Here is a 24666-nt window from a genome sequence, read left to right on the forward strand (position 1 = left end):
CCCGCCACTCCCATTAACCTTGCCTTAACGCAGTCAGGGGACTATTCCTATCACCAGTTTCGATTGTTTGAAGCGAATTTTTTCGCTTTTTTTCGATAGGTAATAGCTTACTCTTCTCCCATGTTCACTGAGGGTGCTGACATGCAGCTTCGTAATTCGCCGTCCCGGTATGGGGCCGTTAGCCTACTGCTGCATTGGGGCGTGGCCTTGGCGGTGTTTGGTATGTTCGCCTTAGGGCTATGGATGGTAGGCCTGGGGTACTACGACCCGTGGCGCAAGGCAGGGCCTGAGCTGCATAAAAGCATCGGCCTGGTGCTGTTCATGGTCATGCTGCTGCGGGTGGTGTGGCGGGTAATAAGCCCACCGCCGCCGCCTACCCCTAATCAGGGCAAGCCTACGCGCCTGGCAGCCGTGTCGGTCCACCTGTTGCTGTACCTGGATATTTTCCTAGTGATGGTAACGGGATACTTGATCTCCACCGCCGATGGCGTAGGTATTTCTGTATTCGGCCTGTTCGACGTGCCCGCGCTTTATAGCGGGATCGAAAACCAGGCAGAGCGGGCCGGGACGATTCACCTTTACCTGGCATGGATACTGGTCGTGTTCTCGGTACTGCATGGGCTGGCTGCCCTCAAACATCATTTCATCGACCGGGATGCTACCTTGGTACGCATGCTGGGCCGTAAAGCGTGACCCCTTATTTGATGCACTCACTGCAAAGGAACTAAAAATGCTCAAAACTACCCTGGCCGCATTGGCCCTTGGCGTTGCTGCCCTCTCTGCTGGCCAGGCTATGGCTGCTGATTACAAAATCGACAAAGAAGGCCAACATGCCTTCGTCAACTTCAAGATCAGCCACTTGGGCTACAGTTTCATCACCGGTACGTTCAAAGACTTCGACGGCAACTTCAGCTTCGATGCGGCCAAGCCTGAAGACAGCAAGATCGATGTCACCTTGAAAACCGCCAGCGTGTTTACTAACCATGCCGAGCGCGACAAGCACATCAGCAGCAAGGACTTTTTGGACGTCGCCAACTACCCAGAGGCTACGTTCAAGTCCACCAGCGTCAAACCTACGGGCAAGAACGCAGACGGCAAGCAAACCGCCGACGTTACGGGTGACCTGACCTTACACGGCGTGACCAAGCCGGTCGTGATCAAGTCCACCTTCCTGGGCGAAGGTAAAGACCCATGGGGCGGCTACCGTGCAGGCTTCGAAGGCACCACCAGCATCAACCGTAAGGATTTCGCGCCCAAGTCCATGGACCTCGGCCCGCAGTCTGACACCGTTGAGCTGTACTTCGTGTTTGAAGGGATACGGGCCAAGTAATACCTGAAGCCCTGCACTAAAAAAACGCCGCGCCCCTGTGAGGGGGCGCGGCGTTTTTATTACAACTGAACGCATTTACCAGGTGCTGGGCTTGCCAGTAATGGGCAAGCCGTTGTTACCGGTTACGCGTCAGCAAGGCAGGCTTTTCCCCGGCCTTCGCGCGGTTTTGCAGATCATCGAGTTGCTCGGGCGTCAGGGTACGGTCGAGCTTGGACTCTTTCATGATGATCTTTGGCTTAGGGGTTTCACGCCGGGCTTCGCTGACCGCTGGCGCGGCGGTTTCATCGCGTGGGCGGCGGGTGCGTGGGTTGTCCCGACGGTTCTGACCGCCACCGGCAGGCTTCTGAGCACCGGTCGTACGAGGGCCGGAGCGCTTGGCAGCGCCTTCGTTAGGCGTACGGGCCGCAGCCGCTGGGCGACGAGCGCCTTGGGCGGGGGCAGGGCTGGTTGCGTTGGTACCTGGGCGACGGTTACGGCCCTTTTCCTTTTGGTACGGGCTTACGTAGTCTGCCCGGTTACCGAAGTTGTCCACTTCGTCGTCCAGGAACACTTCGGGGTCTCGGTTGCCGTTTTCCGCTGGCGCAGCGCCTTGTGCCTGTGCAGGGCGTTGGGGTTGGCGTGCACGTTGCTGGCGCGGCTCGGCACTGCCTTCGGCACGGGGCGCAGCAGATTTCTCGCGAGGCTTGTTGTCCCTGCCCTTGTCCTTGCCTTTATCTTTGCGGCCGCCGGTGGGTTTGTCGCTTGGGGTAGTGCGGCCACGAGGCTTGTTGGCAGGCTGGCGTTCGCGGGTCTCGGGTTTTTCTGCCTCAATGGTGCTGGCGTCGAAGCCCATCAGCTCGCCGTCAGGGATTTTCTGACGGGTCATGCGCTCAATGCCCCTGAGCAGCTTGACTTCGTCTGGTGCTACCAGAGAAATCGCCTCGCCATTACGGCCTGCACGGCCAGTACGGCCGATGCGGTGAACGTAGTCTTCTTCTACGTTCGGCAACTCGAAGTTGACCACATGCGGCAGCTGGTCGATGTCCAGGCCTCGCGCGGCGATGTCGGTGGCCACCAATACCCGGACGGTGCTGGCCTTGAAGTCCGCCAACGCCTTAGTGCGCGCATTCTGACTCTTGTTGCCATGGATGGCTGCAGCGGTGAGCCCGTGTTTTTCAAGGTATTCGGCCAGCCGGTTGGCGCCATGCTTGGTGCGGGTGAACACCAAGACCTGCTCCCATGCGCCTTGGGTAATCAAGTGCGCCAACAGGGCACGCTTGTGGCTGGCGGCGATGTGGTACACCCGTTGCTCGATACGCTCCACCGTAGTATTGGGTGGCGTCACTTCAATGCGTTCGGGGTTGTGCAGGAGCTTGCCAGCCAGGTCCGTGATGTCTTTGGAGAAGGTGGCCGAGAACAAGAGGTTCTGGCGTTTCTCAGGCAGGCGAGCGAGCACCTTTTTCACGTCATGGATGAAGCCCATGTCGAGCATGCGGTCTGCTTCGTCCAGCACCAGGATTTCTACATGGGTGAGGTCTACGCTGCCTTGGCCGGCTAAGTCCAGCAGGCGGCCAGGGCAGGCGACCAAGACGTCTACGCCCTTGGCCAGGGCCTGCACCTGTGGGTTGACCCCCACACCACCAAATACGCAGGCGCTGACGAATTTCAGGTCGCGTGCGTAGGTACGGAAGCTTTCATGAACCTGAGCAGCGAGTTCGCGCGTGGGCGTAAGCACCAGTACCCGAGGCTGGCGTGGGCCGTGGCGCTGGGATTTGTCAGGATGGCCATCCGGGAACAGGCGCTCCAGGATAGGCAGGGCGAAACCGCCGGTCTTGCCAGTACCGGTCTGGGCGGCAACCATCAGGTCGCGGCCCTGCAACACGGCGGGAATTGCCCGCTGTTGCACGGGGGTAGGCTGTGTATAGCCAGCAGCCTCGATAGCGCGGACTAGAGCCTCGGAGAGACCGAGGGAAGCAAAGGACATGGGCAATCCTGTTCATTGTGAGGGCTTGGGCCCGGGGATCGTTTGCCTGGCGCGGGGCGGATATCGACGCAACCGCGTCCGGTACTGCTGGTGCTCGCGGAGGGTTCGCGGCAGGTGGCCAAGGTATGAACCCAGGGCATGCGTGCGATGAAGGAATGCGAGGACCGGCGTCCGGGCGTAAGCCTGGCGGGAATGAGGGAGTATAACAGAGCCTTAACGTAGCGCTGGTGTTTGCCTGCCAAATGGCGCTTTTTTATAACAAAGGGTAATTCTATTTATAGACCGTAACGCTTGATCAGCTTGGCATACGCTGGCTCTTGTTTGAACAGACGCAGCGCGTCGCTGAAGCGCTCTGCCAACAACGGCAGGTCACTGTCTTTGCGCACCGCCAGGTGCAGCAAGTTGATGTTCAATGCACCCGCAATCCGGCTGATGTGCGCGTCTAGCGCTAATTCCCTCAGTGTAAATTGGCCCGCGCGGCGGTCGGTGAGTACCAGATCAATACGGCCAAGCATCAACTTGCCGAAGTTCGCCTCTAAGGTAGGCGCAGGTTCTTTGATTGCCAGCGAGGCTTCGAACGCAGGCCCGTATTCGAACCCAGGCGCCACGCCTACCCTCAGGCCTTCAAGGGTACGCAGTTGGGTAAGGGGTACAGGGCGGTCATTGGCCTGGTAAAGCACGAACTCCACACGGGACAGCGCTTCCTCGGCATACACTAGCCACTGCGTGCGTGCACCGGTGTGGAAGATGTCTAGCACGGCATCTGCCTGGCCCTGCTTGACCTTCATCAAGCAGCGCTTCCAGGGCAAGAATTCCCACTCCACCGCGATGCCCAACCGGTTGAATACCTGATTGGCGATTTCGTAGTCGATGCCCGCAGGTTCGTTGCCATCGAGGTAGACATACGGCGCCCACGGCTCGGTCACGATGCGCAAAGGGCTACTCAACGCACTGGCCGACGTTGGCAAGGTTAGCAGTAGAAATATCAGGACAAGTGCGCGCATGTACGAAGAGTAAGGCGCGGCAACGGCGCTGGCTAGTTAAACGCAAACTCATCGCAAGTTCCAGGCCCATTAAGGGTGGGCCTGGTGCTTAACGGGGCAGGTTGAGGTTCTCCCACACGGCCACGCTTGCCTGAGCCTGATTCAGCGTATAGAAGTGAAGCCCTGGTGCGCCGCCGGCCAGTAGGCGCTCACACATTTGGGTAATGACCTCTTCGCCGAACGCCTGGATACTGGCCACATCATCACCGTACGCTTCCAACTGCTTGCGAATCCAACGGGGGATTTCTGCGCCACAGGCTTCAGAAAAGCGAGCCAACTTGCTGTAGTTGGTGATAGGCATGATCCCCGGCACGATCGGCAAGTCGGCGCCGAGCTTGCGTACCCGGTCAACGAAGTAGAAGTAGCTGTCAGCGTTGAAGAAGTATTGGGTAATCGCACTGTCCGCGCCGGCTTTTGCCTTACGTGCAAAGTTGGCCAGGTCGGTTTCCAGGTTACGCGCCTGCGGGTGCATCTCGGGGTACGCGGCCACTTCGATATGAAAGTGATCGCCTGTTTCTGCGCGGATAAATTCCACCAGGTCGCTAGCGTAACGTAGCTCTCCAACAGACATCCCCATGCCCGAAGGCAGGTCGCCCCGTAATGCGACGATCCGCTTGATACCTGCTTCACGGTACAGTGCAAGCAGTGCGCGCAGCTCTGTTTTGCTGTCGCCGACGCAAGACAGGTGGGGCGCAGCAGGGATTTGGACCTCGCGCTCTAACTGAAGCACGGTTTCCAGCGTGCGGTCACGCGTGGAGCCTCCGGCACCGTAGGTACAGGAGAAAAAGGCAGGCGAGTAGGTTGCCAACTGGCGCGCGACGCCTAGCAGCTTTTCATGCCCAGCTTCGGTTTTTGTAGGGAAAAACTCGAAGCTGAAGCTTTTATCGGTAAAAGTCATGGTCAAGACGGCTCTCCGAAATCAGGTGACAAGCCATGTGCTCCAGGCCACGGCCTGGGGCACACGGCCTGGGGCACACGGCCTGGGGCGCGCTGCTGATCAGTAGCGGTAGCTGTCTGGCTTGAACGGCCCTTCGACGGTTACGCCGATGTAGTCTGCCTGTTGAGTAGTCAGTTGGGTGACCACCCCACCAAAGCCACGGACCATCTCCAGCGCCACTTCTTCGTCAAGCTTCTTGGGCAGCACTTCCACGGTCAGGGCAACGGCCTTGGCTTCAGGGGCAAGGTCAGCGAACTTCTGGTCGAACAGGTGGATCTGCGCCAGTACCTGGTTGGCGAAGGAGCCGTCCATGATGCGGCTTGGGTGACCGGTTGCGTTGCCCAGGTTCACCAAGCGGCCTTCAGCCAGCAGGATCAGGTAGTCGTCGTTATGGGCGTCAAAGCTGCCGGCGCCGGTGCGGTGTACCTTGTGCACCTGTGGCTTGACCTCTTCCCACGCCCAGTTCTTACGCATGAAGGCCGTATCGATCTCATTATCGAAGTGGCCAATGTTGCAGACGACCGCACGCTTTTTCAGGGCCTTGAGCATGCCAGCGTCGCACACGTTGGCGTTACCGGTAGTGGTCACGATCAGGTCGATCTTGCCCAGCAGGGCAGCGTCTACACAGCCGTCGGTGCCGTCGTTGATGCCGTTGGTGTAAGGCGAAACCACTTCATAGCCGTCCATGCACGCTTGCATGGCGCAGATGGGGTCTACCTCCGATACCTTGACGATCATGCCTTCCTGACGAAGGGACTGAGCGGAGCCCTTGCCCACGTCACCGTAGCCGATCACCAGTGCCTGCTTGCCGGACAGCAAGTGGTCGGTGCCACGCTTGATGGCGTCGTTGAGGCTATGACGGCAGCCGTACTTGTTGTCGTTCTTGCTTTTGGTCACCGAGTCGTTGACGTTGATGGCAGGCACTTTGAGGGTGCCTTTGGCCAGCATGTCGAGGAGACGGTGGACGCCTGTCGTGGTTTCTTCGGTGATGCCATGAATGCGCTCAAGCATGGCGGGGTACTTCTTGTGCAGGATTTCAGTCAGGTCGCCACCGTCGTCGAGGATCATGTTGGCGTCCCACGGCTGGCCATCCTTGAGGATGGTCTGCTCGATGCACCACTCGTACTCGGCCTCGGTTTCACCTTTCCAGGCGAATACCGGAATGCCCGCGGCTGCGATGGCTGCAGCTGCCTGGTCTTGCGTGGAGAAGATGTTGCAGGAAGACCAGCGAACTTCTGCGCCCAACGCCACCAGCGTCTCGATCAGCACGGCGGTCTGGATGGTCATGTGGATGCAGCCGAGGATTTTCGCGCCCTTGAGCGGCTGTTCGCCCGCGTACTTGCGGCGCAGCCCCATCAGGGCAGGCATTTCGGACTCGGCGATGATGGTTTCGCGGCGGCCCCAGGCGGCCAGGGAAATATCGGCCACTTTGAAATCGGAAAAATCGGCAGGCGTCAGTACAGCACTCATTGAAGAGTCTCCATTCGTAGTATGCGAATGGGCGCCGTTGTGCGTTGAGGGCAACAGGCAAGGCCTGAGTACCCGGAGGCCGGTGAACACCGACCTCGCAAACGCCCCAACCGAGCCTGACAGGATGACCTGCTGCAGCGCCCCTCGGCTGGGTGGCGGGAACGCCCGCATGGCAGCGGGCGATGAAACGTTGTGAAGTATATAGGGCGTCTTGGAGCATGTCGACTGCGTCTGGCCAGGACGTTACGCAACCCAAAAGCCCTTTGGGAGACAACGTCAGTTGGCGAACAAGGTGAGCAATCTGCAATGGCTTTCGCCAGCTACCGTTGCCCCACGGGCTGAACCACGCTGCGGCATGTAGGAGTGAACGCAGCCGCAGGCGAAGTTCGCGAACCGGGCATGACGCAGTACCGAGGGCAGGCCCCTTCGCCAGCTCCGCCTGTGGCTCCGCTAGCTCCTACAGCACCCGGCGCTGGCGGCCCTGATGCTGAACGTCCAGGCCAGCCCGTGTGTGAGACAACGTCAGTTGGCGAAAGCCGGTGCAGGTGTTTGAACTACGCCCCAAAACCTGGGCTGGGGCCGGTCGCCGGCAAGCCGTGCTGCTACATCGGTAAGGCGGGGCTGCTAGGATGGAGACAACTCCACTGCATCGAGGCGACTTATGAATTTCCATACGCGCAAATGGGTTAAACCTGAAGACCTGAACCCCAATGGCACCTTGTTCGGCGGTAGCCTGCTGCGCTGGATTGACGAGGAAGCCGCGATCTACGCCATCGTCCAATTGGGTAACCAACGCGTGGTAACCAAGTACATCTCCGAGATCAACTTCGTCAGCGCCTCGCGTCAGGGGGACATCATCGAGCTGGGCATCACTGCAACGGCCTTCGGTCGGACCTCCATCACGCTCACCTGCGAAGTGCGCAACAAGATCACCCGTAAAAGCATTCTGACCGTGGACAAGCTGGTATTCGTCAACCTGGGCGAAGACGGGTTGCCTGCCCCCCATGGGCGGACAGAGATTCGCTATATCAAAGACCAGTTCGCAAGCGATGAGGTAGAAGCCTGACCACCTTGTAGGCAATGCCTGACGCGTGTTTAAGCCAATTCCGGGCCCGCAGGGCTGCCCTGGCAGCCGACAATTCCAACCTCTATGTGGTTGGAGTTCATACGATGCCTTTTGTAGTGCTTATGTTGGGGCTGCTCGCTGGGTGCGATTACCTGGTGTATACCCCGAGCCCCCCGGCGCGCCCTCATGGGCGCGCTGCGGAGCCTCTATTGAGTTGCGATGAGGCCCCACTTCAAAGCCGATGCGTGCATGAATCAATGCCTATGCTGCCTGGGGAAAACATGCCATAAAGTGCCCCTGCACCGCGTGCACGTATAAACAGCCATCCCTACACGAGGTAATTATGACAATCGCCTATTGGTGCGTACTGATAGCCATCGCGCTGCCCTATGTGTGCACCGTGACTGCCAAACTGTTGGGTGGGCATTTCGGCGCGGAAGCGAACCGGGACCCGCGGGGGTACCTGGATAAGCTCGAAGGGCCACCCAAGCGTGCACATGCAGCACAACTCAACGGATTTGAAATCAACCCGGCGTTCGCGGCCGCCGTGATCATCGCGCATTTAGCGGGCGGCGCCCAACAAGGCACCTTGGACTCGCTTGCTGTGTTGTTCGTGGTGAGCCGCGTGCTGTACATCATCTGTTACTTGATCGACCAGGCAACGCTGCGCTCCATTGCCTGGTTCGTAGGGATGGCAACGATCGTAAGCCTGTTCTGCGTCGCTGCGTGATGAACCGCTCGGCTTACTGGTCGAGCTCGTCCACTGCCTCTTGTAACTCCTTGCGGGCCTCGGCCAGCTTCTCCTTGCGCTTGTCGATCTTCTCGGGGTCGCCTTTTTTCATGGCCTTGTCGAGGTCGGCCTGGCGTTCGCTGACTTCACGCTTGGCATCCAGCACTTTGGATTCCCGCTCTTTTTGGAGGCGTTCGTCCGTGCAATTGGTTTGCAGCTCGCCCCTGGCAATCTCTAGCCCTTCCAGTTGAGCTTTGTTACCCGCCTCGCTGGCCTTGGCGATCTTGTTTTGCAGGTCTTGCTCCTTCGCCGCGCAGCCCTTGAGCTCGGTGCCTTCCACCGGCTCTGCGGCAAAAGCCGGTTGGGCCATTGCACCGACAAGTAGGGCCAGGGTGAGCAAAGCTTTCATGAGTTCTCCAAGGGGGTTGCACTGGGTTCGGGGCTATTGGAACGGAAGTGAGGGGGAAGTTCAAACCCTTCAATGAAGCCCTCTACGCGTAAATCATGCAGCGCCTTGGCCATACGCCACGCTGGGGGGTGTTGAAAGAACGCTACCCATTGCGCCGCACGCCCCTTGCCGACACTGGTTTCATTGGCCCATTGAGCTTCGGTTCGCGACGCTAGCAGGCTCCAGTTGGCTGGAATATCCGCCTTTCCAAAAGGCGGTGCGCTCATCGCTTTAAGCCAATTCTTAAAAGGTTTTTTCCGAGCCACAGCAAACTGCTGGGCAATGCGCTGGGCAGAAAGCGGGCCGATGCCATTGACGCTCGCCAATGTGGCTTCGTCCAAACTGAGCCAGCTGTGCAGCTCTGGTAGTAAACCGGCGTCCAGCAGCCGGCTCCAGGCGCCCTTGCCTATGTGCGGCATACCCAGCCCGTTTTGGCTGCTCATCCATTGCAACCGTGCCAGGTACTGGCTGCGGCAGCCCGGCTCAGGTTGCCAGCATGTAAGCGGCGTATAACGGGCTGGTGGCGGGGGCACCACCGGCTCACGCACAGGGTTGCGCCAAATCACCTCGTCCACTTGAGGAATGGTGAGGCCAGCCAAGGCCAACGCCACTTGGTCACCCGGTTGTACGTCCAGCGCCTGCCAGCGACGTACCGAACCGAGGCTCACGCGCTTTACCGTACGGTCATCCAGGCGCACCGGGTGCAATTCCAGCACAGGCGTAACGCGCCCGGTACGGCCTATTTCGAAGGTCACGTCTCGCACGTCGGCCAGCGCGCTTTGCCAAGGGTATTTCCAGGCGGTAATCCAATACGGCGTTTGCGCCTTCCAGCGGCTCGCCTCGGGGCGGCGGCTGTCACGCAGAATGATCCCGTCGGTCGCGAAGGGCAGGGGGCTGTTGTACCAATGGTCACGCCAGGCGCTGGCGTCTTCGAAGCCACTGATTTTGTGGCTGTAGTGTTGAGGCGCAGCGAACCCCAGATCGGCCAGCCGGGCCAGGCGCTCCTCCTGGGTTGGCGGCCCCTCGGGCCACTCCCAGGGGAAGAAGCCCAAATGGGTAGCTTCTTCAGAGGTTAAGTCTCGCCGCGCCATCATGCCCGCAACCTGGCTCCGCGCGTTTCTCCCTCCAGCCTGTGCTTGTACATGGCTGTCGAGGTGCAGGTAGATTTCGCCTTGAAGGTGCAGGTTAACCGGTTCTGGCAGGCGGCGAGGAATGCCAGGAATTTTCAAAGCGTTAGGCGTCCAGTCCTGGCCGCGCAACCCGTCGCCACGGCTGATGGCGCTCGTAAAATGCCCTTTTTCGTAAATCAACGTGACCGCCACGCCATCGACCTTGGGTTGAACCCACACGTCTTCGCGGTTGGCCAGCCACGCGCGTGCCGCGTTTTCGTCAGCCAGCTTACCCACCCCTGTGTGCGCCACGGGGTGGGCCTGCGCACCACTGGGCATCGCTTGTGCATCTACCAAGGGCTGGGCGGCGTTGGGGTAGCACAGGCGCCAGCCATGCAAGCGGCGCTCGGCCTGGTCGTAGAGTTCATCAGAAATGAGCGACAGGCCATCGCGGTGATAGGCCAGGTTCCATTCGTCCACCTGCTTTTGCAGGGCCTCGAGGTTTGCCCTGGCCTGTTCGAGAGACCATTCGGGGCAGGCCCATAGAAACGGCGAAAACACTAGGGTGGCCGCGAAGGAGAATCGAGCAAGTAGCCGCGTGACGAGCATGTTGGCTGCGCCTGGAAGAGGGAAGCGCAAGCCTAGAGCGAAAAAAGCCTCCTGTGCGCAGGAGGCTTTTTCCGAGTATTACAGCACCGGCGAGATCACAACCCAGCCGCAGCCTTCAGCGCGTCAGCGCGATCAGTACGCTCCCAGGTAAAGGCCGTAAAGGTGTCGCCACCCACGGTCATTTCGTAGGGGTTACGGCCGAAGTGGCCATAGGCAGCAGTGGCTTGGTACATCGGGTGCAGCAGGTCGAGCATGCGGGTGATTGCGTAAGGCCGCAGGTCGAAGTGCTCGCGTACCAGCTGGATGATTTTTTCATCCGACAGCTTGCCGGTCCCGAAGGTGTTCAGCGAGATGGACGTAGGCTGCGCCACACCAATAGCGTAGGACACCTGGATCTCGCAGCGGTCAGCCAGGCCGGCGGCCACGATGTTCTTGGCAACGTAACGCCCGGCGTAGGCCGCGGAACGGTCCACCTTGGACGGGTCCTTGCCGGAGAACGCACCGCCACCGTGGCGCGCCATGCCGCCATAGGTGTCGACGATGATCTTGCGGCCCGTGAGGCCACAGTCGCCCACCGGGCCACCGATGATGAAGTTACCGGTAGGGTTGATGTGGTACTGCGTGTCTTTGTGCAGCAGCTCGGCCGGCAGGCTGTGCTTGACGATCAGCTCCATCACCGCTTCACGCAGGTCGCTGTATTTCACTTCAGGGTTGTGCTGGGTCGACAACACCACCGCATCGATGCCCACCACGCGGCCGTTTTCGTAGCTGCAGGTTACCTGCGACTTGGCATCCGGGCGCAGCCAGGGCAGCAAGCCTGATTTGCGGGCTTCAGCCTGGCGCTCTACCAGCGCGTGAGAAAAACGGATAGGCGCGGGCATCAGCACGTCGGTTTCGTTGCTGGCGTAGCCGAACATCAGGCCCTGGTCACCGGCGCCCTGGTCTTCTGGCTTGCTGCGATCGACGCCTTGGGCGATGTCCACGGACTGCTTGCCGATGATGTTCATCACCGCGCAGGTTGCGCCGTCAAACCCTACTTCAGAGCTGTTGTAGCCGATGTCGATGATGACCTTGCGGACGATTTCTTCCAGATCGACCCAGGCCGATGTGGTCACTTCGCCGGCAATGATTGCAACGCCGGTTTTTACCAAGGTTTCGCACGCCACCCGGGCGTGTTTGTCTTCAGCGATGATCGCGTCCAGCACCGCATCGGAAATCTGGTCGGCGATTTTGTCCGGATGCCCTTCGGACACGGACTCGGAGGTGAAAAGGGAATATTCGCTCATCTCGACGGCTTCCTGAAAAATTACCGATGGTGAGTGTCGCCAGCCGGTCGCCGGAAGTGGCGAACCTGTATCTGGAAACCGTTACGCAGGCCTAGGTACAGGCCATCCCCGGGGCACAGCCCCGCAGCGGTGGCCCAGCGGGCCAGTTCTTCCTGTTCAAAGCCTAACCAGAGATCTCCGCAGGCCGTCCTGGCCCAATCCTGGTCGTGGCTGCACAACTCGGTGACCAGCAGGCTGCCACCAGGGTTCACCTGGGCAGCGAGCTGTTTCATGGCATGTGGCGGGTCGCTGAAGTGGTGCAGCACCATGTTCAGCACCACACACTCGGCGCCAAGGGGGCGCTCGGTAAGCGCATCGCCCAGGGTTAACTCCACGTTGGCCAAGGCCTGTTCCTGGCATAAGCGTGCAGCCAGCGCGAGCATCTCCGGGCTGTTATCGATAGCCGTCACCTTGGCGAAGCGGCGAGCGAGGTCAGGCAAGAAACCGCCATCGCCCGGCCCTACCTCAATGGCGCTGGCCCCAGGCCCGATCACCAGAGTGTCAAGCAGTGCCAACAGGCTGTCCCGATACTGGGGCAGCCCGGCGATCAGGTCTTGCTGGGCGCGGAATCGGTCCGCGACCTTGGAAAAAAACACTTGGCTGGTTGCGGCGCGCTGGCGCTGCACCTTGGCCATGCGTTGCTGGGCGTCGATAGGCAATGCAAGGCCGTCGGCTTCCTCCAGCAGTGCGCCGTGCAGGCGCCCGCCCAAACGGTGGTCGGCTGGCAGCGCGCGACGGTAAAAGATTGCGTTGCCTTCTCGGCGCGTGGCAACCAAGCCTGCCTGGGCCAGTACCTTCAGGTGATGGCTCATGCCGGATTGGCCGATATCGAAGATCTGCGCCAGCTCCAGCACTCCGAACGAATCGCTGGCCAATGCACGTAATACGTTCAGGCGCAGCGGATCGCCCCCGGCTTTGCACAGGCTGGCCAGGGTGTCAGAGGGTTCATGACGGGTGGAGGGGATGCGCAGACTCATAGGGGCCGGAGTCTAGACGGCGCCCAGATAGCCCGCAAGGGTAATATCAAAAAGTTTTGATATTGGAAGTCGTTGCGGGCCGAGGCCGAAATACTGCGATGCACGTGTTCTTCCATTGCCGCATACCCAGTCATCAGCGAAAATGCCGCCTTTGCAGTTTCATCATTGTCAGTGGAGATCAGCGATGCCTAGCCGTCGTGAGCGTGCCAACGCTATTCGTGCCCTCAGCATGGATGCCGTGCAAAAAGCCAACAGCGGCCATCCCGGCGCCCCGATGGGAATGGCCGATATCGCCGAAGTGTTGTGGCGCGATGTGCTCAAGCACAACCCGGCCAACCCAGCCTTCGTGGACCGCGACCGCTTCGTGATGTCCAACGGTCACGGTTCGATGCTGGTGTATTCGCTGCTGCACCTCACCGGCTATGACTTGTCCATCGACGACCTTAAAAACTTCCGCCAACTGCACAGCCGCACCCCGGGCCACCCTGAGTATGGCTATACCCCTGGCGTCGAAACCACCACCGGCCCTTTGGGGCAGGGCCTGGCGAACGCGGTAGGCTTTGCCATCGCCGAAAAAGCCCTGGCCGCGCAGTTCAACCGCCCCGATCATAAAATCGTCGACCACAACACCTATGTGTTCCTCGGCGATGGCTGCATGATGGAAGGCATTTCCCATGAAGTGTGCTCGCTGGCTGGCACCCTTGGCTTGGGCAAGCTCATTGCGTTCTACGATGACAACGGCATTTCCATCGACGGTGAGGTGGAAGGCTGGTTCAACGACGACACCCCCAAGCGCTTCGAAGCCTATGGCTGGCAGGTGATCCGCAACGTCGACGGTCATGACGCGGACGAAATCAAAACAGCCATCGAAACTGCACGCAAAAGCGCTCAGCCCACCCTGATCTGCTGCAAGACCACCATCGGCTTTGGTTCGCCCAATAAGCAAGGCAAGGAAGAGTGCCACGGCGCGCCTTTGGGCAATGACGAAATCGCCCTCACCCGCGCTGCGTTGAAGTGGAACCATGCCCCGTTCGAAGTCCCGCAGGACATCTACGACGAGTGGAGCTGCCGTGAGAAGGGCATGGCCGCTGAAGCCGAGTGGGACCAGCGCTTTGCGGCCTATTCCGCCGCGCACCCGGACCTCGCCAATGAGCTGATCCGTCGCATGAGTGGCGAGCTGCCCGCCGACTTTTCCGCCAAGGCCGACGCCTATATCGCGAGTGTGGTTGCCAAGGGCGAAACCATTGCCAGCCGCAAGGCCAGCCAGAATACCCTCAACGCCTTCGGCCCTCTGCTGCCTGAGCTACTAGGGGGTTCCGCCGACCTGGCGGGCTCCAACCTCACGCTGTGGAAAGGCTGCAAAGGCATCAGCGCGGATGACGCGGCAGGCAACTACCTGTACTACGGCGTGCGCGAGTTTGGCATGAGCGCCATCATGAACGGTATCGCCTTGCACGGCGGCTTCGTGCCCTACGGCGCTACCTTCCTCATCTTCATGGAATACGCCCGCAATGCCGTGCGCATGTCCTCGCTGATGAAAAAGCGTGTGCTCTATGTCTTCACCCACGACTCCATCGGGCTGGGCGAAGACGGCCCTACCCACCAGCCTATCGAGCAGTTAGCCAGCCTGCGCGGTACGCCGAACCTGGACACCTGGCGGCCTTCGGATGCGGTGGAATCGGCCATTGCCTGGAAGTACGCGCTTGAGCGCAACGACGGCCCGTCGGCACTGATCTTCTCGCGCCAAAACCTTACCCATCAGCCGCGCGATGCCCAGCAACTGGCCGATGTGGCCAAGGGCGGGTACATCCTGAAAGATTGCGCGGGCGAGCCTGAGTTGATCCTGATCGCTACCGGCTCGGAAGTGGGCCTGGCCGTGCAGGCGGCGGATGCGCTAACGGCCAGCGGGCGTAAGGTGCGTGTCGTGTCCATGCCGAGTACGAGCGTGTTCGACGCCCAGGAGCCAAGCTACAAGCAGGCAGTACTGCCGCTTGAAGTCACTGCACGTATTGCCATCGAAGCGGCCCATGCGGACTTCTGGTACAAGTACGTTGGCCTGGAAGGGCGCATCGTGGGCATGACCACCTTCGGCGAGTCTGCCCCCGCCCCTGCGTTGTTCGAGGAGTTTGGCTTCACCGTGGACAACATCGTCGGTATCGCCAACGAGCTGCTGGAAGACTGACACCGCCGCACGGCCAGGGGGGGCGCCAATGGCTCACCCTGGCCGTGCCGGCCTCTTTAAGGTGTGTACCGCGCCATGTCTCTATCCCGCCCTTATCGGGTTGCCCTCAATGGTTATGGCCGTATCGGCCGGTGCGTCTTGCGCGCGCTGTACGAGCGGCAAGACCGCGCTGGCATCGAGGTGGTCGCGCTCAATGACTTGGCCGACCTCGCCAGCCTTGAATACCTGACCCGCTTCGACTCCACGCATGGCCGCTTCCCCGGTGACGTGCGCATGGTCGATGGCTGTTTATCCATCAACGGGGACCGTTTACGCGTGCTGCGCAGCGCAACGCCCGAAGGCGTGAATTGGGCCAGCCTTGAAGTGGACCTCATCATGGAATGCTCCGGCGCCTGGAACACCCGCGCTGACGGGGAGCGCTTTCTGGCTGCCGGTGCGCCCAGGGTGCTGTTTTCGCAGCCTATGGCCAGTGAGGCGGATGTAGACGCCACCGTGGTGTATGGCATCAACCAGCACCATCTGGCGGGGACCGAGCGCCTGATCTCCAACGCCTCCTGTACTACCAACTGCGCGGTGCCTTTGCTGCGCCTGCTCGATGCAGCCTTTGGCATCGAGTACGCCTCCATTACGACCATTCACTCGGCCATGAACGATCAGCCGGTGATCGATGCTTATCATCACGAAGACCTGCGTCGCACGCGCTCGGCCTTTCAATCGGTAATCCCGGTCTCCACCGGGCTAGCGCGGGGCATCGAGCGCCTGCTCCCGGAACTTGCGGGCCGAATTCAGGCCAAAGCAGTGCGCGTTCCCACTGTCAATGTGTCTTGCCTCGACATCACCTTGCAGACCGCTCGCGATACCGATGCGCAAGAGGTCAATCGGGTGCTGCGAGAAGCCGCGGCAGGTGGGCCTTTGCGAGGCTTACTGGCCTATACGGAGCTGCCTCACGCTAGTTGTGATTTCAATCACGACCCACATTCGGCCATCGTGGACGCCAGTCAGACACGGGTCTCTGGCCCACGGCTAGTGAACCTGCTGGCCTGGTTTGACAACGAGTGGGGTTTTGCCAATCGAATGCTCGATGTTGCGGGGCATTTTCTCGACATCGCTACTACAAAAACGAATACGCCTAAGGACTGACACATGACCGTGTTGAAAATGAGCGACTTGGACCTGCAAGGCAAGCGTGTACTGATCCGCGAAGACCTGAACGTTCCGATCAAGGATGGCGAGGTAAGCAGCGATGCCCGCATTGTCGCATCCCTGCCAACGATCAAGATGGCGTTGGAAAAAGGCGCCGCCGTCATGGTGTGTTCACACCTGGGGCGGCCGGTGGAAGGTGAGCACTCCTCGGAAAACAGCCTCCAACCGGTGGCAGATTACCTGAGCAGGGCCTTGGGCCAGGACGTGCCACTGGTGACCGATTACCTGGGCGGGGTTACGGTCGAGCCAGGTAAAGTGGTGCTGTTTGAAAATGTCCGTTTCAACAAGGGCGAAAAGAAAAACACCGACGAGCTGGCCCAGCAGTACGCCGCGCTGTGTGACGTCTTCGTGATGGACGCGTTCGGCACTGCCCACCGCGCCGAAGGCTCGACCCACGGTGTAGCCAAGTTTGCCAAGGTGGCCGCTGCCGGCCCGCTGCTTGCTGCTGAGCTTGACGCTTTGGGCAAGGCTTTGAAAATCCCGGCGCAACCCATGGTCGCTATCGTTGCAGGGTCCAAGGTGTCCACCAAGCTGGACGTGCTCAATAGCTTGAGCGCGGTATGCAGCCAACTGATCGTTGGCGGTGGTATCGCTAATACCTTCCTGGCTGCCGCAGGCTACAAGGTCGGTAAGTCGCTGTATGAGCCGGACCTGCTCGATACTGCCAGAGCCATTGCCAGTAAAGTCAGCGTGCCACTGCCGGTGGATGTAGTGGTCGCCAAGGAATTCGCTGAAACCGCGCAAGCGACCGTTAAGGCGTCGGATGAGGTGGCTGACGACGACATGATCTTGGACATCGGCCCTAAGACCGCTGCTCAGTTTGCCGAATTGCTGAAGAAGGCTGGCACTATCCTGTGGAACGGCCCGGTAGGGGTGTTCGAGTTCGACCAGTTTGGCAACGGCACCAAGGCGCTGGCCCAAGGTATCGCTCAAAGCTCGGCCTTCTCCATTGCCGGTGGGGGCGATACCTTGGCTGCCATCGACAAATACAAGGTAGCCGATAAGATTTCCTACATTTCCACCGGCGGTGGCGCCTTCCTGGAGTTCGTGGAAGGGAAAGTACTGCCAGCGGTTGAAATGCTCGAACAGCGGGCCAAGGGCTAATCGGCATGTACCGCGCGGCGCTTGCACTACTGCTGGCCTGTGGCTTGGCGGGTTGTGGCCACACGCCTGCCAGTGGCGAGCCTGCGCGTGAGCCTGACAGGGCAGAGGCTGCCCCAGGGCCGGAATGCGCGTTGGCTCGCTGGCAGGCGCAAACCGTGCCCGTCATCAACAAGCGCCAGGGGCAAGAGGCGCTTGAGGCGTATGAAACAGACGGCAGTGACGGCTGCCCTTAGGCAACGAACCCGGGCCTGGGTGGTCTTTAGGGAGTATTCCCGGTTCATGAATGGAGTCCCTATGAAGCGCACCTTGGCCTTGGCCTGTATTACGTTTGTATTAAGCGGTTGCTCGATGTTCGGTGGCGGGCGCAGCGCCTGTGAAGTATTCACACCGGCGCCGGTAGACCTGCCGAGCAACCAGAACGATCAGCGCGTTCAAACCAATGCGACGGGCGATCCGACTAGTAACAGCAACAATTTGCAGAATTGCGGGTCGTAGTAACCCCGGCATGGCAGTGTAATGGCCAGCCGTTGGGCAGAATGGATCGGCCGGGGTCGTAAACCCCGTGGATGGACAAGGGCCCTATGATGGCCCGTGATTAGCTTGTAGGGCGGCTGTCCACAGCCGCGCTTGCACCTTTTAACGACCCTGGACCGGGAGAGAAACACACCATGGCACTGATTAGCTTGCGCCAATTGCTGGACCACGCCGCCGAATTCGGCTACGGCGTTCCAGCGTTCAACGTGAACAACCTTGAGCAAATGCGCGCGATCATGGAAGCGGCCGACAAAACCGATTCGCCGGTGATCGTGCAGGCTTCGGCCGGCGCCCGTAAGTACGCCGGCGCACCGTTCCTACGCCACTTGATCCTGGCAGCGGTCGAGGAGTTTCCACACATCCCGGTGGTCATGCACCAGGACCACGGCACCAGCCCTGATATCTGCCAGCGCTCCATCCAGTTGGGCTTCAGCTCGGTCATGATGGACGGCTCGTTGAAGGAAGACGGCAAAACGCCGTCGGATTACGACTATAACGTTCGCGTTACCCAGCAAACCGTAGCCTTCGCTCATGCGTGCGGCGTATCGGTAGAGGGCGAGTTGGGTTGCCTGGGTTCCCTGGAAACCGGCCAGGCCGGCGAAGAAGACGGTGTAGGCGCTGAAGGCACGCTGGACCACAGCCAAATGCTGACTGACCCGGAAGAAGCTGCAGACTTCGTCAAAAAAACCCAGGTGGACGCGTTGGCTATCGCCATTGGTACCAGCCACGGCGCCTACAAGTTCACTAAGCCGCCTACCGGTGACGTGCTGGCCATTGACCGCATCAAGGAAATTCACAAGCGCATCCCCAATACCCATCTGGTGATGCACGGCTCTTCTTCTGTTCCGCAAGACTGGCTGGCAATCATCAACGAGTTTGGCGGCGACATTAAAGAAACCTACGGTGTGCCGGTCGAAGAAATCGTCGAAGGCATCAAGTACGGTGTACGTAAAGTCAACATCGACACCGACCTGCGGCTGGCCTCTACAGGGGCTATTCGCCGCTTCATGGCGCAACACCCTAGCGAGTTCGACCCACGTAAATACCTGGGCCACACCGTGACTGCCATGCGTGACGTGTGTATCGACCGCTATGAAGCCTTTGGCACTGCGGGGCAGGCTTCCAAGATCAAGCCAATGTCACTGGAAGTTATGTTCCAGCGTTACGCTAAAGGCGAGTTGGCCGCCAAGGTGAACTAAGCCTTTGCAATAAAAAAACGGGTAGTGGTTCTAAAACCCTACCCGTTTTTTTGCGTCCCTTATATTACCGTGCTGCGCTTCGTTGCTCGCTTGCCTCATGGTTAATGGCAAGTTTGTTAAAGGTTACCTGGCCACCTTCCGTGGCACTGCCAGCATTGTCTTGTACATAGGCGCCGGCCTTGAAGTACAAGTCCTTGGTTTTCCAGTCTGAATCCAGCGCTATGCTCCACTGGTAGCTGGCGGCATTCACAGTCAGCGTACCGTTTTGATCAAGGTGAATGGTGTAGTCGAATGTACTGTTCAACTTCACCCCGCCACCAATCGGGATAACCGTTGGTTCTTCCTGAGCAGGCGACGCCCTGAGCTTGGCCACGATATTGCCGGTCTTGCTACCCGTTTTGTATTGATACTCCAGCTTGATCAGCGGCTCGTTGCTGCCATTCTGGTGAATCTGGCCAATCACTACCTTCCCACTGGACGGCACCTGATTAACCGTTAGGCTGGCGCGCAGGTAATTGTCCGCCGCTGTGTATTTCCAATTGCGTAAAGAACCATCGGCGTTGGTTTCACGTAGTTCGCTACGTGGGTACTTGGCGCTTTTCGTGGTGCTGCCGGTTACAGGGGCCCAGAAAAACAACGTATTGGTGTCAGCATGGAAATATTTATCGGTGTAACCTTTGAGAAGTATCGGAGTGTCGATAGTAACAGCAGGCGAGCCAACAGGGATGCTGAGGTTCCAGGTTGATAAGTCGATCATGGTCGTTTACCTGACTGCAAATGCCGAAGAGAAGTTGATGGCCAACTAATATTGCGGCGCCTGGAACGTCCCAGGCTTCTAAGGGCGGCCTACCCTTGTATGAAAATAAAGATACATGCGCGGAACTTTTACGCCATCCCTTTGGCGTCAACCACTTGTCGGCAATACATAACCCTTTGATTTGCAGCGTTTCAGCAAACCGCCATTCGTCGGCTAAACACTGGTTTTGAACTTTTGCCGTTGCGCCAGGCAATAAAACCGGGGCTAGAGTGTCACTTACCACAGATCCAGCGAATGCTGGCCTGTGGCCACCCTGTAGATGAGAAGTAGCATGGATCGCGCAACCACAAAACCTACTGAAGACCGATCAACCATCCTTGTGGTGGACGATTACTCAGAAAATCTTCTAAGCATGCGGGCGTTGCTGGAGCGCCAGGATTGGCGTGTGCTTACCGCAGCGTCTGGCGTCGAAGCGCTGGGGCTGCTGTTGCAGCAAGAAGTCGACTTGGTGTTGCTTGACGTACAAATGCCGGGTATGGATGGGTTTGAAGTGGCCCGGTTGATGAAGGGCAGCCAGCGCACGCGGCTTACGCCGATCATTTTTCTTACGGCCAATGAGCAGTCTGATGCCGCCGTGCTTAAAGGCTATGCCAATGGGGCAGTGGACTATCTGTTCAAGCCCATTGACCCAGACATACTCAAGCCCAAGGTCCAGGCGATCCTGGAGCAACAGCGCAGCCGCCGAGAACTGCAACGCCTTACACGCGATCTCGAAACAGCAAGGGCTTTCAATGCCTCGGTGCTGGACAATGCCGCTGAAGGCATTTTGGTAATTGATGAAATAGGCAATATACGTTTCGCCAACCCGGCCATCTCGCGATTGCTGGGCGCGACCATCGACGAATTGCAGAGCGCGCGCCTGCTCGATTTCATTGAAAAACCCCACGTTACGAGCTGGCACGAGTCAGAGTTCTTCCGCGCCTACACCTTGCGCGACATTCATCGGGTCCATGATGCGTTTCTGCGTACCTACGCGGGCCAGTCTCTGCCGGTCTCGCTGTCCTGCGCGCCGCTGGCCAGCGAAAAAGCCATGGTGCTCACGGTTCAGGACATGTCCGTGGTGCGCAACCTGCATCAGCAACTGGAATTCCAGGCCGTTACCGACCCCCTGACCGGGCTGCTGAACCGGCGTGGGTTTTACCAAACCGTTGAAAGCGCTCTGGTACGCAATGAGCGCCCCGAAAAAAGTCAGGCGCTGCTGTACCTGGACATGGACGGCTTCAAGCGCATCAATGATACCCACGGGCATGATGCAGGCGACCGGGTATTGCGCTGGGTAGCCACTCAGCTCAAAGAGCTGCTGCGCCCCTATGACATCATTGGGCGCATTGGTGGCGATGAGTTTACCGCCTTGCTCGATACCCTGGATTACCCTGAGCAGGCGGCTAAGGTGGCTGAGAAAATCCTTGAGCGAATGCGCAGTTGTACCCAGATCGACGGCCTTGAAGTCACGCTGGGTGTGAGTATCGGGATCGCGACCTACCCTGAATGCGGTGTCAACCTGGACCATTTGTTGCGGGCCGCAGACATCGCCATGTACGCAGCCAAGCAGGCTGGCAAGCAGCAGTACCGCTATTACGACCAAGACCTGAACGTGCGTGCGCGCTCGCGCCTGTTGCTGGAAGAAAGCGTCTCGGCGGCCATCAAGCACAAAGAGTTCTCGCTGGTGTATCAGCCTCAGGTGCGCGTGGCGGATGGCAGCGTGCGTGGCTTCGAGGCGTTGTTACGTTGGCAGCATCCAAGTGTAGGTGACGTGCCGCCCGGGCTGTTCATCCCTTTGTTGGAGGAGGCTCGGTTGATCAGCCGGCTTACCTCATGGATTTATCAGGAAGGCGCGAACCAGCGTCGCCTTTGGCGTGAGCGTTTCGATGACCAGCTAGTGATGAGCATCAGCTTGAGCAATGCACAGTTCAGCATGCCCAACTTGGTCACCGAGCTGCAATACGCGCTCTCCAGCAACGGCTTGATACCCCAGCAGCTGGAAATAGAGGTGGTGGAGCCTTCCCTCTTGCACAACCTGGGCGAAACTCGTCGGCAACTGTCATTCCTGCGCGGGTTAGGTGTACGGGTGGCACTGGATGATTTTGGCTGGGAGCATTGTTCGCTGCAGATCCTTAGGGACCTGCCCATTGATACCCTTAAGCTCGATCGTCAGTTGATTGCCAGGTTGCCGCATTCCGTTCGTGACGCCGGTATCGCCCGGGCAATCATCGACTTGTGCCGGCAGTTCTCCATTACGGTGATTGCCGAAGGCGTAGAGAACGAGGAACAGTTCCGCTGGCTGGCCGACAACGGCTGTGAATATATCCAAGGCTTCGTGGTTGCTCACCCGCTGACGGCAGAAGATGCGACTGCGTTTGCGCAGCCCTACCCGTGGGCCTTTGCGTAAGCGCCGAGGCCTATAAACCTGGTGCCTTGGCGGTTGCCAACCTAGGCTGAGCCAGGTGCGCGGCCATTGTGCGCAGCGGCGCTAGCTGACGTGCGATCAGGGCCAGTTGGGCTTGCACCAAGCGTTGGCTCTCGTCCAGCTCCTCGGGCATGTGTTCCAACTGCTCGGCCAATGCCTGTTCAGGCTCGCTGTGTACCACCACGCTGCTCCGTTCTGCCAAGCCCTGCGCGATCTCCTCCAGGCTGGCTACTAGCTGATCGCCCACGCCTACCACCAACGTTTCACGAACTTCCTCAGGCAGGCTGGCACCACGGTGCGCACCCAGCCCCGAGAGGTAGCTGAGGAGGGTATGGGACAGCACCAGGAACCGGAAACCGGCGTCTGCTTCTTTACGAAAATGGCCCGGCTCCAACAGCATGTTGGCCAGTGTTGTGGACAAGGCAGCATCCGCGTTGTGAGCGTTACGCCGCGCCAGCCGGTACGTCAGGTCGTCTCGTTTGCCCTCGGCGTACTGACGCAGGATTTGTCGAAGATAGGCGCTGTTACAGCTCAGGGTGTTCGCAAGTACCTTGTTTAGGCGCCGCCCCTGCCAATCAGGCAAGAACAGGAACACCGCCAGCCCCGCGATCAGGCTGCCCAGCAACGTATCGAACAGCCGTGGCAGAAATAGCCCATAGCTGTTACCGGTCTGGTTGAAGCAGAACAGGATCATCAGGGTAATCGCTGCGGTGGCCAGGGTGTAGCGCGTGGTGCGATTGACGAAGAACACCAGGCCCGCCACGACTGCAAACAGTGACTGCACCACGGGGCTTGGAAAGAGGTCGAACAGTGCCCAGCCCACGGTAAGCCCGATGGCGGTACCGATGATGCGCTGGCCAAGTTTGCGCCGGGTGGCCCCATAGCTGGGCTGGCACACGAACAGTGTGGTCAGGATGATCCAGTACCCTTGGCTGGGGTGGATCAAGTGCACCATCACATAGCCCACCGTCAATGCCAGCGGCAGGCGCAGGGCATGACGGAACAACAGCGACGTAGGGGTAAGGTGCTGGCGCAGCCTCACCCAGACATCCTTGAGGCTACGTGGTGAGCGATCAAGCAGGCTACTGTCTGTGGCTTCGGCCAGGGTGTCGGGGTTGCTGGCATCGCTGAGTAGGCGATCGAGAGTGCCCAGGTTCGTGGCCAATGCTCGCAGCGAGCGCAGCAAGCCTTTCCAGGCGGGGTTGCTCTGAATGCGCAGGTGTTCCAGCGAGGCATCCAGGTCGCCCAACGCTTCGGCGAAGGTCGCGTCATACACAAAGGGTTGGCGAAGTTGCAGGGTTTCCGATAACCGCTGGCAGGCACTGCCTTGCTGGCGCAATAGCCGTTGGCAGCGGAACAGCACATCACTGTGGAAGAACGCTTCTGACAAGGCGTTATAGGGGTAGTGGCTTGAGCTGGCGCGCTCGTGAATATCCTGCGCCAAAAAGTACAGCTTCAGGTAGCGACTGACTTTGGAGCCTGGGCGTGAGCTGCCTACCCGGTTGAAAATGATTTCCTTCGAAACATTCAGCGCTGCCACGACGCGCCCGTTCTGCCGTGCAAGCTCCAGGCGCCTCGCTTCTACATCAAGGCCGCGCACGGGCTCGAAAAGCGAGGATTTGATCTTGAGGTACAGCCCCAGCTCACGAAATACCCGTGCCAGCCCTTGTTGCACCGGCTGGTTCGAGAACAGCGCCTGCCACAGTACGGACAACACGCCATACCACGCAGCACCCGCTACCAGCAGCGCCGGCTCATGCCAATAGCTGGTCAGCTCTCCACCGCGTTGGTCTACGCCGATCATGGTGTAAACGGACAGAATCAGTGTTGCGTAGGCAATTGCACCATAACGCTCGCCTAGCGCCCCCAGCATGGTAAGGGCGAAGCTCGCCACGGCCATGGAGGTTACGAAGAGAATAGGGTAGGGGAACAGCAATTCGACCGAGAAGGCCGCAACACTAAAGCACACCAGCGTGACCAGCAACGCGGTGAGGCGACCTTGCCAGTTGTCGTCCGTCTCGGCCAGGGCACTGGCGATGATCCCTAGGAATAACGGGATAAGCATGTGCAGTTGGTTCTGTGACCAACACAGGGCCATGCTTCCGGTTAGCGCGATGAAAACACGCACGCTGTAGCTGAATTTATCCCGCGCCCAGAGGCGTCGAAGCGTATTCCCGAACGGTTTCAAAGCCATGGAAGGTAGGGCCTGGTTC

The 24666-nt window shown here is 59.4% G+C and carries 21 protein-coding genes and 1 riboswitch; of the genes, 11 read left to right on the plus strand and 10 right to left on the minus strand.

The window, feature by feature from the left end; all coding sequences use genetic code 11:
• Window positions 1-141 precede the first annotated feature (141 nt).
• Both AC4LE2_RS01595 and AC4LE2_RS01600 read left to right on the plus strand, forming a co-directional pair.
• Window positions 142-693: a cytochrome b gene (locus tag AC4LE2_RS01595; protein ID WP_491823688.1), complete on the plus strand. Its 552-nt coding sequence runs from the start codon at window positions 142-144 to the stop codon at window positions 691-693.
• Window positions 694-730: 37 nt separating this feature from the next.
• Entirely contained in the window at window positions 731-1330 is a 600-nt protein-coding gene (locus AC4LE2_RS01600) for a YceI family protein (RefSeq protein WP_491823690.1), read from the plus strand.
• Between the two features lie 115 nt (window positions 1331-1445).
• Here AC4LE2_RS01600 and rhlE2 read toward each other — a convergent pair whose 3' ends face one another.
• The 4 genes from rhlE2 to ahcY all read right to left on the minus strand — a co-directional run bounded on the left by rhlE2 (window position 1446) and on the right by ahcY (window position 6743).
• Window positions 1446-3293, minus strand: coding sequence for an RNA helicase RhlE2 (gene rhlE2 / locus AC4LE2_RS01605; RefSeq protein WP_491823692.1), 1848 nt, complete (start codon window positions 3291-3293; stop codon window positions 1446-1448).
• A gap of 275 nt (window positions 3294-3568) precedes the next feature.
• Complete coding sequence (locus AC4LE2_RS01610) at window positions 3569-4297, minus strand: substrate-binding periplasmic protein (RefSeq protein WP_491823693.1); 729 nt, start codon at window positions 4295-4297, stop codon at window positions 3569-3571.
• Window positions 4298-4385: 88 nt separating this feature from the next.
• Complete coding sequence (gene metF / locus AC4LE2_RS01615) at window positions 4386-5234, minus strand: methylenetetrahydrofolate reductase [NAD(P)H] (protein ID WP_491828025.1); 849 nt, start codon at window positions 5232-5234, stop codon at window positions 4386-4388.
• Window positions 5235-5333: 99 nt separating this feature from the next.
• Window positions 5334-6743, minus strand: a complete 1410-nt coding sequence (gene ahcY / locus AC4LE2_RS01620; RefSeq protein ID WP_491823695.1) for an adenosylhomocysteinase — start codon at window positions 6741-6743, stop codon at window positions 5334-5336.
• A 22-nt stretch (window positions 6744-6765) separates the two neighbouring features.
• Window positions 6766-6895, minus strand: a riboswitch (S-adenosyl-L-homocysteine riboswitch).
• A 509-nt stretch (window positions 6896-7404) separates the two neighbouring features.
• On the opposite strand from ahcY, the gene AC4LE2_RS01625 reads away from it, so the two are divergent.
• Both AC4LE2_RS01625 and AC4LE2_RS01630 read left to right on the plus strand, forming a co-directional pair.
• Window positions 7405-7809 carry an acyl-CoA thioesterase gene (locus tag AC4LE2_RS01625; RefSeq protein WP_491823697.1) on the plus strand — a complete coding sequence of 135 codons (405 nt, stop codon included), beginning with the start codon at window positions 7405-7407 and terminating at the stop codon, window positions 7807-7809.
• A 343-nt stretch (window positions 7810-8152) separates the two neighbouring features.
• Window positions 8153-8539, plus strand: a complete 387-nt coding sequence (locus AC4LE2_RS01630; RefSeq protein ID WP_491823698.1) for an MAPEG family protein — start codon at window positions 8153-8155, stop codon at window positions 8537-8539.
• Between the two features lie 13 nt (window positions 8540-8552).
• On the opposite strand, the gene AC4LE2_RS01635 is transcribed toward AC4LE2_RS01630, so the two are convergent.
• The 4 genes from AC4LE2_RS01635 to AC4LE2_RS01650 all read right to left on the minus strand — a co-directional run bounded on the left by AC4LE2_RS01635 (window position 8553) and on the right by AC4LE2_RS01650 (window position 13007).
• Window positions 8553-8948 carry a DUF1090 domain-containing protein gene (locus AC4LE2_RS01635; RefSeq protein ID WP_491823699.1) on the minus strand — a complete coding sequence of 132 codons (396 nt, stop codon included), beginning with the start codon at window positions 8946-8948 and terminating at the stop codon, window positions 8553-8555.
• Window positions 8945-10705, minus strand: a complete 1761-nt coding sequence (ligB, locus tag AC4LE2_RS01640; protein WP_491823700.1) for an NAD-dependent DNA ligase LigB — start codon at window positions 10703-10705, stop codon at window positions 8945-8947. The genes AC4LE2_RS01635 and ligB overlap by 4 nt, the downstream gene beginning before the upstream one ends.
• 95 nt (window positions 10706-10800) lie before the next feature.
• A complete protein-coding gene (metK, locus tag AC4LE2_RS01645) occupies window positions 10801-11991 on the minus strand; it encodes a methionine adenosyltransferase (protein ID WP_491823702.1) in 1191 nt (396 codons plus the stop codon).
• 20 nt (window positions 11992-12011) lie between these two features.
• Window positions 12012-13007 (minus strand): ArsR/SmtB family transcription factor, encoded by a 996-nt coding sequence (locus tag AC4LE2_RS01650; RefSeq protein ID WP_491823703.1) that lies wholly within the window; start codon window positions 13005-13007, stop codon window positions 12012-12014.
• Window positions 13008-13191: 184 nt separating this feature from the next.
• Between AC4LE2_RS01650 and tkt the strand changes: the two genes are divergently transcribed.
• The 6 genes from tkt to fba all read left to right on the plus strand — a co-directional run bounded on the left by tkt (window position 13192) and on the right by fba (window position 19229).
• A complete protein-coding gene (gene tkt / locus AC4LE2_RS01655; protein ID WP_491823705.1) occupies window positions 13192-15189 on the plus strand; it encodes a transketolase in 1998 nt (665 codons plus the stop codon).
• A gap of 75 nt (window positions 15190-15264) precedes the next feature.
• Window positions 15265-16329 carry an erythrose-4-phosphate dehydrogenase gene (gene epd / locus AC4LE2_RS01660; RefSeq protein ID WP_491823706.1) on the plus strand — a complete coding sequence of 355 codons (1065 nt, stop codon included), beginning with the start codon at window positions 15265-15267 and terminating at the stop codon, window positions 16327-16329.
• Between the two features lie 3 nt (window positions 16330-16332).
• A complete protein-coding gene (locus AC4LE2_RS01665) occupies window positions 16333-17496 on the plus strand; it encodes a phosphoglycerate kinase (RefSeq protein WP_491823708.1) in 1164 nt (387 codons plus the stop codon).
• A gap of 5 nt (window positions 17497-17501) precedes the next feature.
• Complete coding sequence (locus AC4LE2_RS01670) at window positions 17502-17729, plus strand: hypothetical protein (RefSeq protein WP_491823710.1); 228 nt, start codon at window positions 17502-17504, stop codon at window positions 17727-17729.
• Between the two features lie 61 nt (window positions 17730-17790).
• Complete coding sequence (locus AC4LE2_RS01675; RefSeq protein ID WP_491823711.1) at window positions 17791-17991, plus strand: putative periplasmic lipoprotein; 201 nt, start codon at window positions 17791-17793, stop codon at window positions 17989-17991.
• A 173-nt stretch (window positions 17992-18164) separates the two neighbouring features.
• Window positions 18165-19229, plus strand: a complete 1065-nt coding sequence (fba, locus tag AC4LE2_RS01680; protein ID WP_491823712.1) for a class II fructose-bisphosphate aldolase — start codon at window positions 18165-18167, stop codon at window positions 19227-19229.
• Between the two features lie 64 nt (window positions 19230-19293).
• Here the strand turns inward: fba and AC4LE2_RS01685 are convergent, their stop codons facing one another.
• Complete coding sequence (locus AC4LE2_RS01685) at window positions 19294-19986, minus strand: polysaccharide lyase family 7 protein (RefSeq protein ID WP_491823714.1); 693 nt, start codon at window positions 19984-19986, stop codon at window positions 19294-19296.
• Between the two features lie 331 nt (window positions 19987-20317).
• Between AC4LE2_RS01685 and AC4LE2_RS01690 the strand changes: the two genes are divergently transcribed.
• The gene (locus tag AC4LE2_RS01690; RefSeq protein WP_491823716.1) at window positions 20318-22435 is read left to right on the plus strand and encodes a putative bifunctional diguanylate cyclase/phosphodiesterase; all 2118 of its coding nucleotides are present in this window, start codon (window positions 20318-20320) and stop codon (window positions 22433-22435) included.
• A 10-nt stretch (window positions 22436-22445) separates the two neighbouring features.
• Here the strand turns inward: AC4LE2_RS01690 and yccS are convergent, their stop codons facing one another.
• Window positions 22446-24647 (minus strand): YccS family putative transporter, encoded by a 2202-nt coding sequence (gene yccS / locus AC4LE2_RS01695; protein ID WP_491823718.1) that lies wholly within the window; start codon window positions 24645-24647, stop codon window positions 22446-22448.
• Between the last annotated feature and the right edge of the window lie 19 nt (window positions 24648-24666).

This window comes from Pseudomonas sp. 9.3L (assembly GCF_058536285.1).